General features: G+C 36.4%; 12 protein-coding genes and 1 pseudogene. 11 read left to right on the top strand and 2 right to left on the bottom strand.

The genetic code is table 11. The features are described 5' to 3' along the window. Positions 1-67 precede the first annotated feature (67 nt). Positions 68-1,414 carry a primase gene (locus BN30_RS10010; protein WP_019214153.1) on the top strand — a complete coding sequence of 449 codons (1,347 nt, stop codon included), beginning with the start codon at positions 68-70 and terminating at the stop codon, positions 1,412-1,414. 117 nt (positions 1,415-1,531) lie between these two features. Here the strand turns inward: BN30_RS10010 and BN30_RS03625 are convergent, their stop codons facing one another. Continuing rightward, a complete protein-coding gene (locus tag BN30_RS03625) occupies positions 1,532-2,152 on the bottom strand; it encodes a DUF3841 domain-containing protein (protein ID WP_019214152.1) in 621 nt (206 codons plus the stop codon). A 221-nt stretch (positions 2,153-2,373) separates the two neighbouring features. Between BN30_RS03625 and hutH the strand changes: the two genes are divergently transcribed. From hutH to BN30_RS03575, 10 genes and pseudogenes are all read left to right on the top strand, one after another. Continuing rightward, positions 2,374-3,903, top strand: coding sequence for a histidine ammonia-lyase (gene hutH / locus BN30_RS03620; protein ID WP_019214151.1), 1,530 nt, complete (start codon positions 2,374-2,376; stop codon positions 3,901-3,903). Between the two features lie 22 nt (positions 3,904-3,925). Then, positions 3,926-5,965 carry a urocanate hydratase gene (locus BN30_RS03615; RefSeq protein WP_019214150.1) on the top strand — a complete coding sequence of 680 codons (2,040 nt, stop codon included), beginning with the start codon at positions 3,926-3,928 and terminating at the stop codon, positions 5,963-5,965. Continuing rightward, complete coding sequence (hutI, locus tag BN30_RS03610) at positions 5,943-7,205, top strand: imidazolonepropionase (RefSeq protein WP_019214149.1); 1,263 nt, start codon at positions 5,943-5,945, stop codon at positions 7,203-7,205. Before BN30_RS03615 ends, hutI begins: the two co-directional genes overlap by 23 nt. After that, positions 7,195-7,833, top strand: a complete 639-nt coding sequence (locus BN30_RS09580) for a response regulator transcription factor (RefSeq protein ID WP_019214148.1) — start codon at positions 7,195-7,197, stop codon at positions 7,831-7,833. Before hutI ends, BN30_RS09580 begins: the two co-directional genes overlap by 11 nt. A 993-nt stretch (positions 7,834-8,826) precedes the next feature. Then, positions 8,827-9,284, top strand: a pseudogene (gene tnpA, locus BN30_RS08910) (IS200/IS605 family transposase). A 459-nt stretch (positions 9,285-9,743) separates the two neighbouring features. Next, on the top strand, positions 9,744-11,300 hold the full coding sequence (locus BN30_RS03595; RefSeq protein WP_019214146.1) for an ABC transporter substrate-binding protein: 1,557 nt from the start codon (positions 9,744-9,746) through the stop codon (positions 11,298-11,300). A gap of 81 nt (positions 11,301-11,381) precedes the next feature. Continuing rightward, on the top strand, positions 11,382-12,311 hold the full coding sequence (locus BN30_RS03590; RefSeq protein WP_019214145.1) for an ABC transporter permease: 930 nt from the start codon (positions 11,382-11,384) through the stop codon (positions 12,309-12,311). An 8-nt stretch (positions 12,312-12,319) separates the two neighbouring features. Next, positions 12,320-13,207: an ABC transporter permease gene (locus BN30_RS03585; RefSeq protein WP_019214144.1), complete on the top strand. Its 888-nt coding sequence runs from the start codon at positions 12,320-12,322 to the stop codon at positions 13,205-13,207. A 9-nt stretch (positions 13,208-13,216) separates the two neighbouring features. Beyond that, a complete protein-coding gene (locus BN30_RS03580; protein WP_019214143.1) occupies positions 13,217-14,239 on the top strand; it encodes an ABC transporter ATP-binding protein in 1,023 nt (340 codons plus the stop codon). Positions 14,240-14,251: 12 nt separating this feature from the next. Beyond that, on the top strand, positions 14,252-15,208 hold the full coding sequence (locus BN30_RS03575) for an ABC transporter ATP-binding protein (protein ID WP_019214142.1): 957 nt from the start codon (positions 14,252-14,254) through the stop codon (positions 15,206-15,208). Between the two features lie 492 nt (positions 15,209-15,700). On the opposite strand, the gene BN30_RS03570 is transcribed toward BN30_RS03575, so the two are convergent. Continuing rightward, a complete protein-coding gene (locus tag BN30_RS03570) occupies positions 15,701-16,609 on the bottom strand; it encodes a selenium metabolism-associated LysR family transcriptional regulator (RefSeq protein WP_019214141.1) in 909 nt (302 codons plus the stop codon). Positions 16,610-16,730 lie beyond the last annotated feature (121 nt).

Genomic DNA, 16,730 nt, shown 5'->3' with positions numbered 1-16,730 from the left:
ATGTTGATTTTATATTTCTTTAGTAGTATAATGAAATTACTCAATCAAATTAAGGAGGAATAATATTATGAAGAAGAAAATTTCATTGTTATTAGCAATTTTAATGCTTGTAACACTTATCCCAACAGCATTTGCTGAGTCAAAAACAGTAGATGCAGTTAAAAACACTAAAAAAGTGACACTTGACGGAGAAGAAGTAATGGTTGGCGCATACGACGTAGAAGGATTCAACTACCTAAAATTAAGAGACGTAGCAGCAATTTTAAATGCTAAAAAATGTCAATTCAGCGTTGGATACGATGAGCCAACAAAGTTAATTTCAGTAGAACTAGCAAAGGCTTATGAAAAAGTTGAAGGCGACCTAGCTGAAATTAAAGACGAAAAAGCAAAAGCAATCGTATCAGTTAAGAATATTCTTGTTAATGGTGAAGAAAAAGAAATAAAAACAGCACTTATTAACGAGTATAACTACATGCAATTAAGAGACCTTGGTTCATTAGTAGGACTAGACGTTAAATATGACGCAAAGAACAAAGTTATCATGCTAAAGAGTGATGCAGAAGCAAAAGAAGAAGAAAAGAAAGAAGAAAAGAAAGACGAAAAAACTGATGATAAAAAAGAAGAAAAGAAAGACGAAAAAACTGATGATAAAAAAGATGAAAAGAAGGAAGAAAAAACTAAAAATGAGAAATCTGATGATAAAAAGTATTCTGAAGAAGAAAATAAAGTATTTAACTTTCTAATATCAATGATAAATCAAAGGATTGAGAAATTTAAAAATTTTGCTAATGTGCCTTTTACAGGAAACGAGGAAGATGATTTTCAAGCTCAATTAATTAACATGTCTATATTACACGGAAGAAGACTTTATATGGATGGAGCACGTATAGAAAAGAAGATCACTATGGAAGAAGGTAAAAAGTGCTATGTTGTTGAATTCACTTATCCTAGTGGTGGAAAAAATACTATCAAAGCTGCTATAGAAGAAGGCAAAGAAGGTGCAGTAATAACTGAAAGCCTTTCTTATTCTCCAATAATCGGTCTTATTGATAAAAGCAAAGATATACGTAAATTATCAAAAGATGAATTAAAAGAAAAGTTTACTAAGGTACATGATGCTTTTGGCGCTAATGATTACAAGAAGGCTGCAGAGTTATTAAGAGAGCTTAACTATGATGCTAATGAAGATAAAGTAAAAGAGCTTGTAGAATTAAAAAGAGCTGATGCAAAGAGATTTGGTAGAGAGATTTTCTCAAAGGATTACAAAGTAAGCGTTGAAACAAAGGATTTAAATGGAGCAGATTACGTGCTTGTAGTGTTTAGATACAACAACGGAATGGCTTTCAGATTCGATATATATCCTGAAGCAATTGAAGGCTTAGGAACTATGTTTTTATATACTGATCAATATTAGAATATGTATTTGCATTAGTGTAATTAAAGCTAATAAACAGTTCACAGATAAAGAAAGGGCCAAGCAGTATTGCTCGACCCTTTTCATGTTTATAGTATTTGCCAAATAGACACAAAATTAGTTTTTCCAAGTCTCTTCCATATCCTTAACTATTTCAAAAAAGTCATCGCCTGGATAAATTATGTGCTTAATCCATTCTTCCTTAATTTGCCAAAGATTTGCCTGAACAACAAATTCACTTTTATCAGTAATATCAAAGATTCTTTCCCAGCTAGTGACAATTTCTTCTCTTATGTCATCAAAAATACCGTTGTATTTTTTCTCAAACAAGTTATACACTTTATCTGCGCTGCATTTTTTTAGAGAATTTTCAAAGCGTTTCGCATCATTTTCATCAAGTGGCACATATTGATTGTTTAAAACTAGATCCCACTTTGCTCCATCGAAGTAAATAACTTCATCTTTTGGAACTGTGATTGCATAAACGACTTCTTTCTCGATTGGCTTTAAGCAGTTTCTCTTTGAGACGCTGCACCAAATTGGGTAGCTTATATCATCTGGCTTAGGAACTCTTTTCGATGCCATCTTAACGAAATAATCATATTTTTCTAAGAAAAAGTCTGAAATATCTCTCATATGTAAGCTTACATAGAGCCTTTTGTTTTGTATAATGCCTTTATTTTTTAATTCGTAGAGGCTATTCTCATGCTGTCTTGTATATAAATTTACATATTCCATAATATCACCTATTTATTCATACCCAATATTTCGGATTTGAAATTTTAATCCTTGACTATAAATTTTATCTATGGTATAATATCTATGGATGAGGTGAAAGGTATGATATTCATACATAATTATTTATTTACTCACAATTTTAATAAAAAATAGATTTAAGGAACGCCATGTGCGTTCCTTTTTACTTTATCAGAGTACTAACTTAGTAAAAGGAGGACATTATGGAAAAGATCGTAATCAATGGCAAAGATCTAACAATTGAAGATGTGGCAAAGGTAGCAAGATGCCACGCAGAGGTTGAAATTTCAAAGGATGCAAAGGAAAAAATCATTGCGTCAAGAAAACTTGTTGACAAGTTTGTTGAAGAAGAAAGGGTTATCTACGGAATCACAACTGGTTTTGGAAAATTCTCTGAAGTACATATCTCAAAGGATATGACTAAAAATTTACAAAAGAATTTAATTATGTCTCACTCATGTGGCGTTGGCGAGCTTTTTGACGAAGACATCGTTAGAGCCATCATCCTATTGAGAGCTAATTCATTATCTAAGGGCTATTCAGGTGCAAGACTTGAAACTATAGAAACACTTGTTGCTATGCTAAACAAAGGCGTTACACCATGTATTCCTGAAAAAGGTTCGCTAGGTGCATCAGGTGACTTAGCTCCTCTTGCTCACATGGTTCTACCTATGCTTGGTCTAGGCGAAGCTTTCTATGAAGGCAAGAAAATGACTGGCAAGGAAGCTATGGATAAGGCTGGTATCGAAACTATCGAATTAACTAGCAAGGAAGGTCTAGCTCTTATCAATGGTACTCAAGTTTTAACTGCTGTTGGCACATTAACTTTATATGATGCTATTAAGCTTTCAAAATTAGCTGACGTTGCTACATCTCTTACAATGGAAGCTATGGGCGGAATTATCGATGCATTCGATGAAAGAATCGCTGATGTTAGACGTCACCAAGGCATGTATGACACTGCATATAATGTTAGAGCGATTCTTGAAGGATCAAAAAATATTACTCGCCAAGGTGAATTAAGGGTACAAGACGCATACTCACTAAGATGTGTTCCGCAAATTCACTGCGCACCAAAGGATACACTAAATTATGTTAAGAGCAAAGTTGATATCGAAATCAACTCTGTTACTGACAACCCAATCATCTTCCCAGATGACGAAGCAGTTATCAGTGCTGGTAACTTCCACGGCGAACCAATGGCTCTACCATTTGACTTTTTAGGCATTGGTATCAGTGAGCTAGCTAACGTATCTGAAAGAAGACTAGAAAGACTTGTAAACCCAGCATTATCAGAAGGTCTACCAGCTTTCTTAGTTAAGGAAGGCGGAGTAAACTCTGGCTACATGATAGTTCAATACGCAGCTGCAGCTCTTGTTAGCGAAAACAAGGTGCTAGCTCATCCAGCAAGCGTTGACTCAATACCATCATCTGCTAACCAAGAAGATTTAGTATCTATGGGTACTATAGCTGCTAGAAAAGCTAGAGAAATTTATTTAAACGCAAGAAAAGTTATAGCTATGGAAATGTTTGCTGCATGCCAAGCTATTGATATAAGAGGAGATAAGGGTCTTGGTAAGGGAACTAAGGCTGCTTATGACGAAGTAAGAAAAGTAATAGACTACATTGACAAAGATAGGGTTATGTACTTTGAAATCAATAAAGCTGAAGAATTATTAGCTGATGACAAGGTTCTTAACGCTGTTGAAAAAGCTGTAGGAGCACTTAAATAGTTATTAAGTAGGGAGGTTAATTATGAAATTTGATCTTAAAGACGCTATGACAATCAAACTTGATCCGGTTTTACCACCGATGCACAAGATTGATCCAAAGGTTAGAAGAGCACCTGTCAGAGACTTAACTCTTTCAAAGCATGAGATAGAGCTAGCTTTAAGGAATGCACTTAGATATATTCCAGAAGAGCTTCACGCTGAACTAGCTCCTGAATTTATGGAAGAGCTTATGACTAGAGGAAGAATTTATGGCTATAGATTCAGACCTGAGGGTAATATCAAGGCTAAACCTATCGATGAATACAAGGGTAAATGCATCGAAGGTAAGGCTATACAACTAATGATTGACAATAACCTAGACTTCGACGTAGCACTATATCCTTATGAACTTGTTACTTACGGTGAAACAGGACAAGTTATGCAAAACTGGATGCAATACAGATTAGTTAAAAAATATCTTGAAAATTTAACTGATGAACAAACACTAGTTATGGAATCAGGTCACCCACTAGGCTTATTCAGAAGCCATAAGACTTCACCAAGAGTTATAATTACAAACTCATTAATGATAGGTGAGTTCGATAATCAAAAACATTGGCACAAAGCAGTTGCCATGGGCGTTGCAAACTATGGACAAATGACTGCTGGTGGCTGGATGTACATTGGACCACAAGGTATAGTTCACGGCACATACAATACAGTTCTTAACGCAGCTCGTCTAAAATTAGGTGTTCCACACGATGGCGACTTAAGAGGCCACATCTTCATTTCATCAGGATTAGGCGGAATGAGTGGTGCTCAAGGTAAGGCAGCTAAAATTGCAAACGGCGTTGGTATCATCGCAGAAGTTGATATTTCAAGAATCAATACAAGACTTGAACAAGGCTGGATCGATGAATGTTCAGACGACCTTGACCAAGTATTCAAATGGGCTAACGAAGCAAGAGACAGCAAAACTCCTAGAGCAATCGCTTATCATGGCAATATCGTAGACCTACTAGAATACTGCGTTAAAAATAACGTTCACGTAGAACTTCTTTCTGACCAAACATCATGCCACGCTCAATACGACGGAGGATATTGCCCACAAGGCTTAACATTTGAAGAAAGAACAAAGATGCTTGCTGAAGACAAAGAAGGCTTCTGCAAATTAGTTGATAAAACATTAAAGCATCATTTTGAATTAATAAAAACACTTGTAGATAGAGGAACATATTTCTTTGACTATGGTAACTCCTTCATGAAATCAGTTTTCGATGCAGGCGTTAAGGAAATAGCTAAGAACGGCGTTGACGAATCAGAAGGATTCATCTTCCCAAGCTATGTTGAAGATATCATGGGACCAATGCTATTTGACTATGGTTACGGACCATTCAGATGGGTTTGCTTATCAAATAAGGAAGAAGACCTAATCAAGACTGACCACGCAGCTATGGAATGCATTGACAAGGACAGAAGAGGCCAAGACCTTGATAACTACATCTGGATCAGAGATGCTGAAAAGAATAAATTAGTAGTTGGCTCACAAGCAAGAATACTTTACCAAGATGAAATCGGTAGATTAAAAATTGCTCTTAAATTCAACGACATGGTAAGAAAGGGAGAAGTAGGCCCAATCATGCTAGGCCGTGACCATCACGACGTATCAGGAACTGACTCACCATTTAGAGAAACATCAAACATCAAAGACGGATCAAACATCATGGCAGACATGGCTACACAATGTTTCGCAGGTAACTGCGCTAGAGGTATGTCCATGGTAGCTCTTCATAACGGAGGTGGCGTTGGTATAGGTAAATCAATCAACGGCGGCTTCGGTATGGTTCTAGACGGATCAGACAGAGTAGATACAATACTTAAGGCAGCTATGCCTTGGGACGTTATGAGCGGTGTAGCTAGAAGAAGCTGGGCTAGAAACGACCACTCAATCGAAACAGCAATACAATATAACAAGGATCACAAAGACACTGACCACATTACTATTCCTTATCTAGTAGACGACAAAATTATAGAAAAAGAAATGGCAAAGGTGGATGAATATGAAGCAAAGCGTCATAATTAAAAATATTTCTTCGCTTTTAGCAACAAAGGCCCACGGTAAAGTTAGAGCAGGTAAAGCGCAAGGCGAAGTAGAAATAATCAAAAACGCATATTTAATAACAGAAGACGATAAAATAAAAGCCTTAGGTACTATGGATGAGTATAAGGCCATGGGAGTAGATGAGAGTAAATCTACAGTCATCGATGCTACAGGCAAACTAGTTACACCAGGCCTAGTAGACTCACATACACACCTTGTTCATGGGGGCTCAAGAGAAAATGAGCTCTCCATGAAACTTCATGGCAAGACATACATGGACATAATGAACGCAGGTGGCGGTATACACGCAACACAAAGACATACTAAAGAAGCAAGCTTCGAAGAGCTTTATGAAAAGGCAAAAAAATCACTTGACATAATGCTAAGCTATGGCGTTACAACAGTTGAAGCAAAGTCAGGCTATGGTATAGAAGACTTCGATACAGAGCTTAAACAATTAGAAGTAGCTAAAAAATTAAACGAAGATCATCCAATCGATTTAGTATCAACATTTATGCCATGTCATGCTATGCCAGATGAGTACAAAAACGACAGAGAAGCCTTTATAAATAAGGTTATCAATGAATATAATCCAAAAGTTATGGAAAAAGGACTTGCAGAATTTGCCGACATCTTCTGTGAAGACGGCGTTTACACTATAGATGAGTCAAGAAGAGTGCTTGAAGCATCAAGAAAAACTGGCTTTAAGCTTAAAATACATGCAGACGAACTAATTAGCTTCGGCGGCGCAGAATTAAGTGCCGAGCTAAAATGCGTTTCAGCAGACCACTTGATAGGCGCATCAGATGAAGGTATTAAGGCCATGGCAGCTAATGGGGTTATAGCAAACGTGCTTCCATCAACAGCATTTAACCTAAACACAGGTAAATACGCTAGAGCTAGAAAGATGATAGAAGAGGGCTGCCCAGTAAGTATATCAACAGACTACAATCCAGGTTCATGCCCATCTGAAAATATTCAATTAGCAATGCAAATAGCTTCAATCAAAATGAGAATGACACCAGAAGAAGTATTTAATGCTGCTACCATAAACGCAGCAGCAAGCGTACTTAGAACACAATCCATAGGTTCGCTTGAAGTAGGTAAGAATGCCGATATCGCCATCTTTAACTGTGAAAATATCGATTACTTCATATATCACTTCGGTATAAACCACACATATAAAGTAATTAAGAACGGAACAATAGTTTATGGCGCTTAAATCATTTAGAGTATTAATAGTTGGCGGTTCAGAAATATACGCCCTAGGCATAAGAGCCTCTCTTTCAGCTTTTAACGATATGCACGTCGTTGAAAGCTTTAGAGATGCCTCAGATGCTCAAGAATATTTAAGAATAAAGAGCGTAGATTTTCTCATCTATGTAGATGATGAACTAAATGAAAGAAAAAAGATACCCGAGCTACAAATGATAGCAGTTAAAGACAGGCGCTATAGAATACTCTTTATGACTAACAAGCCAAACACAGAAATGATAATTTCGCCAAAAGACTTTTATCTCGACGGCATCATAGACAAAGAACTTAGCGGAGCAAGTCTCAGACAAGCTCTTCTCGACATGAGAAAGGGGATAGTAGTCGTATCAAAGCAAAGGAACTTCAGTATACAGACGGAACAAAAATTGGGGGACTTTTTGGACCGTAAGAAGATCTACGACTCACTAAGCTCACGAGAAAAGCAAATCCTTCTAAGCATAAAAGAAGGCCTAAGTAATCAAGAAATAGCCAACAGATTTTTCATCACACTATCTACATCCAAAACACACATCTATAGATTGTATAAGAAGTTGGGGGTTAAGTCGCGCTCTCAAGCAATCAACTTCCTCAATTAGTTTTGCATTCAAGCGAGCCCTTGAGCTCGTTCCTTCCTCAGCAATGCTCACGTACCATTAGTACGCTGCGCTTGCTTCGTCGGTCCACATCGCTCAATCATCTCGCTTGCTCTGCAAAACTAGTGAATAAAGATAATTTTATCTAATAAATTTGTGAATAAAGTTAATAAGATTTAATAAATACTTTTTTGGAAATGCTCGAGTACTTGTATGTACGCTCCGCTTGCCTCAAAGCTACACTTCGCCTAATCCATGCTGGTGTAAAGGTTCTCGGACGTACACGGACGAGGTTCTTCTTTTCTCTTCAAAATTTATGAATACAAATAATTTTATCTAATAAATTTGTGAATAAAAATAGTTTTATTATTAGTAAAATTTTAGCTATGCTTATTTACTATTAGTGAGAATCGCTTGCTTCGTCGGTCCACATCGCTCAATCTAGCTCAAGTGCGAAGCACCAAGGTTCTCGGGACCCATTCAAAGCGAAGCTTTGTAAATGGGTGAGGTTCTTCCTTGCTCTGCAAAACTAGTGAATAAAGATAATTTTATCTAATAAATTTGTGATAAAGATAATTTTATATAATAAATTTACGAAAAAAATGATTTTATCTAATAAATTAGAGAAAAAAGATAGTTTTATTTATTAAATTTATAAATAAAAATGAATTCATCTAATAATTTATCGAAAAAAATTGCTATGCAGACTGAAAATTACTTCATACAATCATTACACTTGAAAATAAAAAACAAAAAATCTTAATTAATTTACGCAAGGCAATATATGATCGGAAAGAGCTTTGCGTAAAGTCATTTCAAATCCTTTTTGATGCACCTAAATATTGGGTGCATCTTTTTGTATTAGAAAACCCCCAGTTAGACTGGGGGTTCAGTTTAGCTTTAGCGGTGATAAACAAACAAAAAACCTCCCTATTGATATAATATAATTGTAATCTGTCAATTGCAATATAAAATCAAATAAGGGAGGAATTAAAAATGTCATTGAATGACACACATAGTTTATCACATACTAAATGGAATTGCAAATACCACATAGTGTTTGCACCCAAGTATAGAAGGAAAGAATTTTTTGGAGATAAAAGACTTGAAATAGGACAAATTTTAAGAGAATTATGTAGTTGGAAAGAAGTTAATATAATAGAAGCAGAAGTTTGCCCAGATCATGTACACATGTTGGTAGAAATACCACCCAAATTAGCAGTATCAAGCTTCATGGGGATTTCTTTAAAGGAAAAAGCAGTATAATGATTTATGAAAAATGGGGCAATTTAAAATATAAGTACAGAGGACGTCAATTTTGGTGTAGAGGTTATTATGTAGATACAGCAGGAAAAAATACAAAAATCATACAAGAGTATATACAAAATCAATTGAAACAAGACCAGCTTAGTGAACAGCTGACATTCGATACAATAGACCCTTTTAAAGGGTAGCTAGTATAATTTGCAAGTGACAGATTAACCAACGTCCTTGAGGCGTGGCTAGTAATACAGGCCCTTTGGGCCGCATGAGAAAAACCCCCGGCTAGGCCGGGGGATATTTATTTATATTTTTTATTATCAAGTATATTTTTTATTATTAAGTATAATTAGGCTTTCATTTATAATATTAATATGATTAATAAGTATTAATTATTTCTATTTTCGAAAAAAGTTTTACGTGTAAAGTAGTATTTTGATCAAAATACTTGTAATCTTAAATAAGTAGTGGTATAATATATAAAAGAGCTTTAATTAGGTAGAGCATATCGCTGTTAACACGAGCTAATGAAGAATTAGTAGACCAATTCCGATTAGCAAGAACATAGCATTTGTACCATACATACGGGGCTCTTAGACTATAGCTAGGACCACTTAGGTCTTAAGCACACGCAGAAATGCAAGGAGGTTTTTATGAAGAAGTTTATTTCACTCATCTTGGCACTAGCGCTTGTTATGACAGTACTTACTGGTTGTAAGGGCGGCGGCAACAAGTCAACTGGAGAAAAGAAGGGCGACAAGGACACACTTGTAATCGCTAACGACTCAGATGCTATATCACTAGACCCTATGGGAACTAATGATAACGCATCTTCTAAAGTTTTAGTTCAAATCTATGAAGGTCTATTCGAACTAAACGACAAAGCAGAAGAAGTTCCTTTACTAGCTGAAAGCTATGACAAGGTATCTGATACTGAATACGTTTTCCACCTAAGAAAGGGCGTTAAGTTCCACAATGGTGACGAAATGAAGGCATCAGACGTTGTATTCTCATTAAAACGTGCTTGTGAAGCACCTAACGTTAAGCACTTGTTCAATACTATCGATGAAGATTCTATCAAGGCTGACGATGATTACACAGTAAGATTCAATCTTAAGTTCCCATATCCTGGTATCATTGCATCATTAATGCATCCAGGTGGAGCAATCCTTTGCCAAAAAGAAGTTGAAGCAGCTGGAGACAGCTACGGTACTTCTACTGATAAGGTTTGCGGTACTGGTCCTTTCAAGCTTGATGAATGGTCTAAAGCTAATGCTATCAAGTTAAGCAGATTCGAAGATTATTACGGAGAAAAAGCTAAGATGGCTAAGGTTGAATACAAGATTATCCCTGAACCAACTAACAGACTAGTTGAACTTCAAACTGGTGGAGCAGATATCATTTATGAACTACAACCACTTGATGTTGAAAAAGTTGAAAAAGATGAAAATCTTGTTATGTTAAGATCAGCTGACTATGGTACAACTTACCTAGGATTCAACACTCAAAAGGCACCTTTCGATAATCCAAAGGTTCGTCAAGCTGTAGCATACGCTATCGATATGGACGACTTAATTCCAAAGGTTTGGTTAGGTCTAGGAAAAACTGCATCTAACTCAATGCCACCATCATTAAAATATTCTATCGGTGGAGAAACTAAGGCTAGAGCAAGAGATGTTGAAAAGGCTAAGGCACTTCTTGCTGAAGCAGGATATCCTAACGGCTTTGATACAACTATCTCTACTAACGAAAGAAAACAACGTGTTGACATGGCAACTATCATCAAAGAACAACTTAAAGAAGTTGGTATCAACGTAACTATCAACGTTATGGAATGGTCTGCATTCAACGATGTATTAAAGAATGCTAAACAAGATATGTTTGAAATCGCTTGGAATTCTGATACACCAGACCCAGACGCATTCTTATTCCCTTGCTTCCACTCAAGTGCAAAGGGCGAAGGCGGTAACTACTGCTGGTTAGAAGACCCAGAAATGGATAAACTACTTGATGACGCTAGACAAGAACTTGACGAAACAAAGAGAGGCGAAATCTACAGAAAAGCTCAAGAGTACATTCTTGACAATCAAATTTGGATCCCTGAATACTGGTCAGAATTAACTGTAGCAACATCTAAGAATGTTGAAGGTTTTGAAATGAACTGCTTTGGTTACTACAAATTAAACAAAGTAGAAGTTAAGACAAAGTAGTAAAATATTAGAATATTACAAATAGTGAAGGGGGAGGAGGATATCTTCCCCCTAGCATAGTTCAATTATATCGGAGGCATTATGATAAAATACGTTATTAAGAGAATCCTCTATTTAATACCTGTTATCTTGCTTGTAAGTCTCTTCGTTTTCTGGTTATTATACATAACACCTGGAGACCCTGCTCGTAACATCTTGGGCCCATCAGCCACAGAAGAGCAAGTAGCAGAACTTAGAGAAGAACTTGGCTTAAACGATCCATTCTTCACGCAATTTGGTAGATACATATCTAACCTAGTGTTTAAAGGTGACTTAGGTCGTAGTTACAGAACAAGAATGCCTGTTGTGCAAGAAATTGGCAACAGAGCAGGCGCAACAATTAGACTAGCATTTTTAGCTATAACATTCGCAGTTTTACTAGGTATACCTATAGGTATCATATCAGCAGTAAAACAATATAGTATATTTGATAACTTGACAATGATATTTGCCCTAATTGGTATCTCGATGCCAGTATTCTGGTTAGGTTTACTACTAATCATGCTATTTAGTGTGCAACTAGGTTGGCTACCTGCATCAGGCTTTGATATGCCTAATCAATGGGTTCTACCAGCGATAGCATTAGGAGCTCAATCTGTTTCTGTTATCACAAGACAAACAAGAAGCTCTATGCTTGAAGTAATTAGACAAGACTACATCAGAACTGCTAAGGCAAAAGGTCAAGATCAAAAAGTTATCATCAGAAAGCATGCTCTTGCAAATGCCCTTATCCCTATCACAACAGTTATCGGTACACAATTCGGACAACTTATGGGTGGAGCGCTAATGACTGAAGTTATATTTAGTATTCCTGGCATAGGCAGACTTATGGTAGATTCAATCAAGATGAGAGACATACCTCTTGTTATGGGATGCGTATTGTTCGTTGCAGTTACATTTGCCCTTGTAAATCTAATTGTCGACATACTATATACATTCATAGATCCAAGAGTTAAGAGTCAATATATGTAGGTGATGATATGGCAGAAAAAAATATGAATAAAGAACAATCAGTTAAAAAATCAAAAAGACAAACAGGTCTTAGTGAAGTTTTAAAGAGAATGAAGAGAAACAAACTTGCTATGGTAGGTCTACTTATACTTATCATACTTGTTTTGGTTGCGATATTCGCAGACGTAGTTGCTCCATATACATTCAATGATATGGTTGGTCCAACATACCAAACACCTAACTCACAATTCATTTTCGGTACAGACCACTTGGGCCGTGATATATTCTCTCGTGTTGTTTACGGGTCTAGAATCAGTTTAAAGGTTGGATTCATATCAGTATCCATCGCCTTAGCACTAGGTGTAACACTAGGAGCTGTTACTGGTTACTACGGCGGTAAAGTCGACACACTAGTTATGAGATTTATAGACGTGCTTCAAGCTATACCAGATATACTTTTAGCTATCGCCATCATGAGTGCGCTAGGCACAGGCCTTGCAAACCTTATGATTGCCGTTGGTATAGCTTCGGTTCCAGCATATGCCAGAATCGTTAGAAGCTCGGTTTTAACAATAAAGGATAATGAATTTGTTGAAGCAGCTAAGGCCAATGGTTCAAGTGACCTTAGAATCATCTTCAAACACATAATTCCAAACTGTATGGCACCTATCATAGTTCAAGCAACTCTTGGTGTTGCCTATGCAATTATTAACGCGGCAGGTCTATCCTTCATAGGATTAGGACTTGAACCACCTACACCAGAGTGGGGCGCTATGCTTTCGGATGGTCGTTCATATATCATGGACTTCCCACACATTACATTGTTCCCAGGTTTAGCCATCGTTATTACCATCTTTGCTCTTAATGTTATGGGCGATGGTCTTAGAGATGCACTTGACCCTAAGCTTAAGAGGTAGGAGGTTACTATGGAAAAAGGAAATTTACTTAATATAAGAGACCTATCTGTTGAGTTCAATACAGATTCAGGTGTTGTTAAAGCCGTTAATGGCATGAACTTGTCTCTAAATAAGAAAGAGACACTTGGCCTTGTTGGAGAAACAGGTGCCGGCAAGACTACTACTGCTCTTGCAATACTTAACTTAGTTCCTGATCCACCTGGAATTATTACTTCAGGAGAGATTGAGTTCGAAGGTAATGACATATTACAAACTAAAGAAAAAGACATGAGAAAGATTAGAGGGGAAAAGATCTCCATGATCTTCCAAGACCCAATGACAAGTCTTAACCCTGTTATGACTATAGGTAAGCAAATCGAAGAAGTTCTTGCTCTTCACACTAAACTTGACAAGAACGGAAGAAGAGAAAAGACCCTTGAAATGCTTGATCTAGTTGGTATCAGACGTGAAAGAGTTAATGACTATCCTCATCAACTTTCTGGTGGTATGAAACAAAGAATAGTTATCGCCATGGCTCTTGCTTGTAACCCAGAGATAATCATTGCGGACGAGCCAACAACTGCTCTAGACGTTACTATACAAGCTCAAGTTATGGAGCTAATGAAGGAACTTAAGAGCAAGTTTGATACATCCATCATCATGATTACTCACGACTTAGGTGTTATCGCTGAAATAGCCGATAAAGTAGCGGTTGTTTATGCTGGAGAAGTTGTTGAAAGCGGTACTACTAAGGATATATACACAGACAAGAAGCATCCATATACAGTTGGACTTTTCTCGTCAATACCAAAATTAACTGGAGATGTTGAAAGACTTCAAGTTATTCCTGGTATGACACCAGACCCAACAGATTTACCATGTGGCTGTAAGTTCCACCCAAGATGCACTAAGTGCATGGAAATGTGCAAAACTGAAAATCCACCAGTATACGAAGTAAGCCCAGGTCACTATGTTAAATGCTTCTTATATAAAGACGCAGCCATGGGTGTAGAAGGCGAAGCTCATACAGAGAATGAGTCAGAAGAAAAGTAGAGGAGGAAAGTTATGAGCGATAATTTCATTGAAGTAAAACATTTATGTAAGTACTTTCCGACTAAGAAGGGCGTTCTACATGCAGTTGAAGACCTTAACTTTGAAATAAAGAAAGGCGAAACACTTGGCCTTGTAGGCGAATCAGGCTGTGGTAAGTCAACTGCTGGTCGTGCAATAATTAGATTACATGAGCCAACTAGTGGAGAAATATGGTTTAACGGTGAAAACATCATGAATCGTCACACTAAAAAGGAAATGCATCAATTAAGACGCGAAATGCAAATTGTTTTCCAAGACCCATATTCATCACTTAACCCAAGACTAAACACATTTGATTTAATTGCAGACGCACTTTATGTAAACAAAATTTACGATAGTAAGAAAGAAATAGAAAAAGTAGTTCTTGAAATGATGGAAACAGTAGGTCTTGAAAAAAGACTTATGAACTCCTACCCACATGAACTAGACGGAGGAAGAAGACAAAGAATTGGTATAGCTAGAGCCCTAGTAATGAGACCTGAGTTCATAGTACTTGATGAGCCAGTATCAGCACTTGACGTATCAATACAAGCTCAAGTACTAAACCTTCTTCAAGACATACAAAAGGAAAAAGGACTAACATACTTATTTATATCACATGACCTTTCAGTTGTTCGTCACCTTTCAGACAGAGTTGCAGTAATGTACCTTGGTCGTATGGTTGAACTAGCAGACTACAAGCAAATATTTGAAAACACATTGCATCCATACACAAAAGCACTTCTTTCAGCAATTCCAGTACCTGAATATGACTACAAACAAGAAAGAATTATACTTAAAGGCGACGTTCCAAGCCCAATCGATCCACCAGATAGATGCGTTTTCTATGGTAGATGCCCTATGAGAGACGAAGGCATTTGCAATGGTACACATCCTACGCTAAAGGAAGTGGAGCCGGGACACTATGTTGCCTGTCATTTAGTAAAATAAAATTTTTTGCTAAAACAAGCCCTTATGCTTGTTCGAATTTATCTTCGCTCCACGTACGATAAAGTACGTGATCGCTCGATAAATTCTCCACTTCGCATAATCATCTTGTTTTATCTAAAAAATTTATGAATAAAGAGAATTAAGATTATGCCTTGACTAAATATCGCCTAATCCATGCTGGCGTAAAGGTTCTCGGACGTACACGGACGAGGTTCTTCTTTTCTCTTCAAAATTAGTAAAAAACAATATGGTTCTGAAGGTTGATTTACTTTGCATAATCATCTTGTTTTATCTAAAAAATTAAAATTTAAGATCTAATTTAAATAAATTAGTGACTACAAAAGCAGATGCATAATACGTGCATCTGCTTTTACTTGTCTATAAAAAATGGAGCTACATAAGCGTAACTCCAAAATAAATTGTTAAATATATTTAAAATTTTTAATTTTATCTAAATCAAATTCTATGGATTTTATAGATTTAAAAAATAATTTATTTATGTTTCTTTACATAATCCAAAACAAAATCCTTAAATCTCTTGCCAAGTGGGCTAAGTGGCTTTTCTCTGTGGTATAAGAAATAAAAATCTCTTGAGAAGTCTACTCCCTTTATATTTAAGTACTTAAATCTATTTTCTTTAATATCTCTTTCAATCGCAATCTTGTTCATAAAACTTAGACCAACACCTTTACTTACCAAAGACTTGATCGATTCATTGTCATCACAAGTGCCAACTATCCTAAGTTTTCTAGCATCTTTAGAACTTTGGTAAATAGCGTTGATTATTGTTTCAAGCGAGGCAGAACCATATTCTCTTAAAATAAAATCTTCATCAAGAATATCTTCAAATTTAACTGAATCGCCATTTTTAAGATTTTCAAATTTTTCATTTGGAACTATAAGTACGCTGGTATCTTTAACAAGTTTAACAAAGTCAAGTTTTGGGTTACCAGTCATCTTTCCGACGATTGCAAAGTCATTTTCATAAGATATGATTTTCTTAATCGCTTCCTTTGAGTCACTTCCTTGAAGCGAAAAACTAATCTTTGGATGTTCATTTAAAAATGATTTTATAAGATCAGGAAGTATGTACTCTCTTGGGATGGAACTTGACAAAATGCTTATCTTGCCCTGAAGACCTTGGTCGTAGGCGTCAATCTCATACTTAGCGTTATTAATCTGGTCAATAATCTTCTCCGCATGCTCGTACAAAATTCGTCCAGTTGGCGTAACTCTAAAGAGTCTGCCGCTTCTGTCAATAAGCTCGCTACCGACTTCTTTTTCAAGAGCAGTTATGTGATTGGAGACTGTTGGTTGCGTGATAAACAGCTTTTCTGCAGCTTTCGAGAAACTTTCAAGTCTAACGACTTCAACAAAAGTTTCTATTTGTCTTATGTCCATATTCTTCCCTCCTCATATATAAAGATATTTTATCACAAGTATTGATTTTTTTCAAGCTAAATATATAAATATTATGATTATTAAAATAAAATTTACGCAAAACTTGACGTAAGAACAATTA

The sequence above is a fragment of the Fenollaria massiliensis genome, assembly GCF_000312505.2.
GTDB classification, from domain to species: Bacteria; Bacillota; Clostridia; order Tissierellales; family Peptoniphilaceae; genus Fenollaria; species Fenollaria massiliensis.
The sequence above is the reverse complement of the archived record's forward strand: the minus strand, read 5'-3'. Positions and strand labels throughout refer to the sequence as shown.

Coding starts and splice junctions, on each gene's coding strand:
- BN30_RS10010 (WP_019214153.1), top strand. CDS start 68: ATGAAGAAGAAAATTTCATTGTTATTAGCAATTTTAATGCTTGTAACA.
- BN30_RS03625 (WP_019214152.1), bottom strand. CDS start 2,152: ATGGAATATGTAAATTTATATACAAGACAGCATGAGAATAGCCTCTAC.
- hutH (WP_019214151.1), top strand. CDS start 2,374: ATGGAAAAGATCGTAATCAATGGCAAAGATCTAACAATTGAAGATGTG.
- BN30_RS03615 (WP_019214150.1), top strand. CDS start 3,926: ATGAAATTTGATCTTAAAGACGCTATGACAATCAAACTTGATCCGGTT.
- hutI (WP_019214149.1), top strand. CDS start 5,943: ATGAAGCAAAGCGTCATAATTAAAAATATTTCTTCGCTTTTAGCAACA.
- BN30_RS09580 (WP_019214148.1), top strand. CDS start 7,195: ATGGCGCTTAAATCATTTAGAGTATTAATAGTTGGCGGTTCAGAAATA.
- BN30_RS03595 (WP_019214146.1), top strand. CDS start 9,744: ATGAAGAAGTTTATTTCACTCATCTTGGCACTAGCGCTTGTTATGACA.
- BN30_RS03590 (WP_019214145.1), top strand. CDS start 11,382: ATGATAAAATACGTTATTAAGAGAATCCTCTATTTAATACCTGTTATC.
- BN30_RS03585 (WP_019214144.1), top strand. CDS start 12,320: ATGGCAGAAAAAAATATGAATAAAGAACAATCAGTTAAAAAATCAAAA.
- BN30_RS03580 (WP_019214143.1), top strand. CDS start 13,217: ATGGAAAAAGGAAATTTACTTAATATAAGAGACCTATCTGTTGAGTTC.
- BN30_RS03575 (WP_019214142.1), top strand. CDS start 14,252: ATGAGCGATAATTTCATTGAAGTAAAACATTTATGTAAGTACTTTCCG.
- BN30_RS03570 (WP_019214141.1), bottom strand. CDS start 16,609: ATGGACATAAGACAAATAGAAACTTTTGTTGAAGTCGTTAGACTTGAA.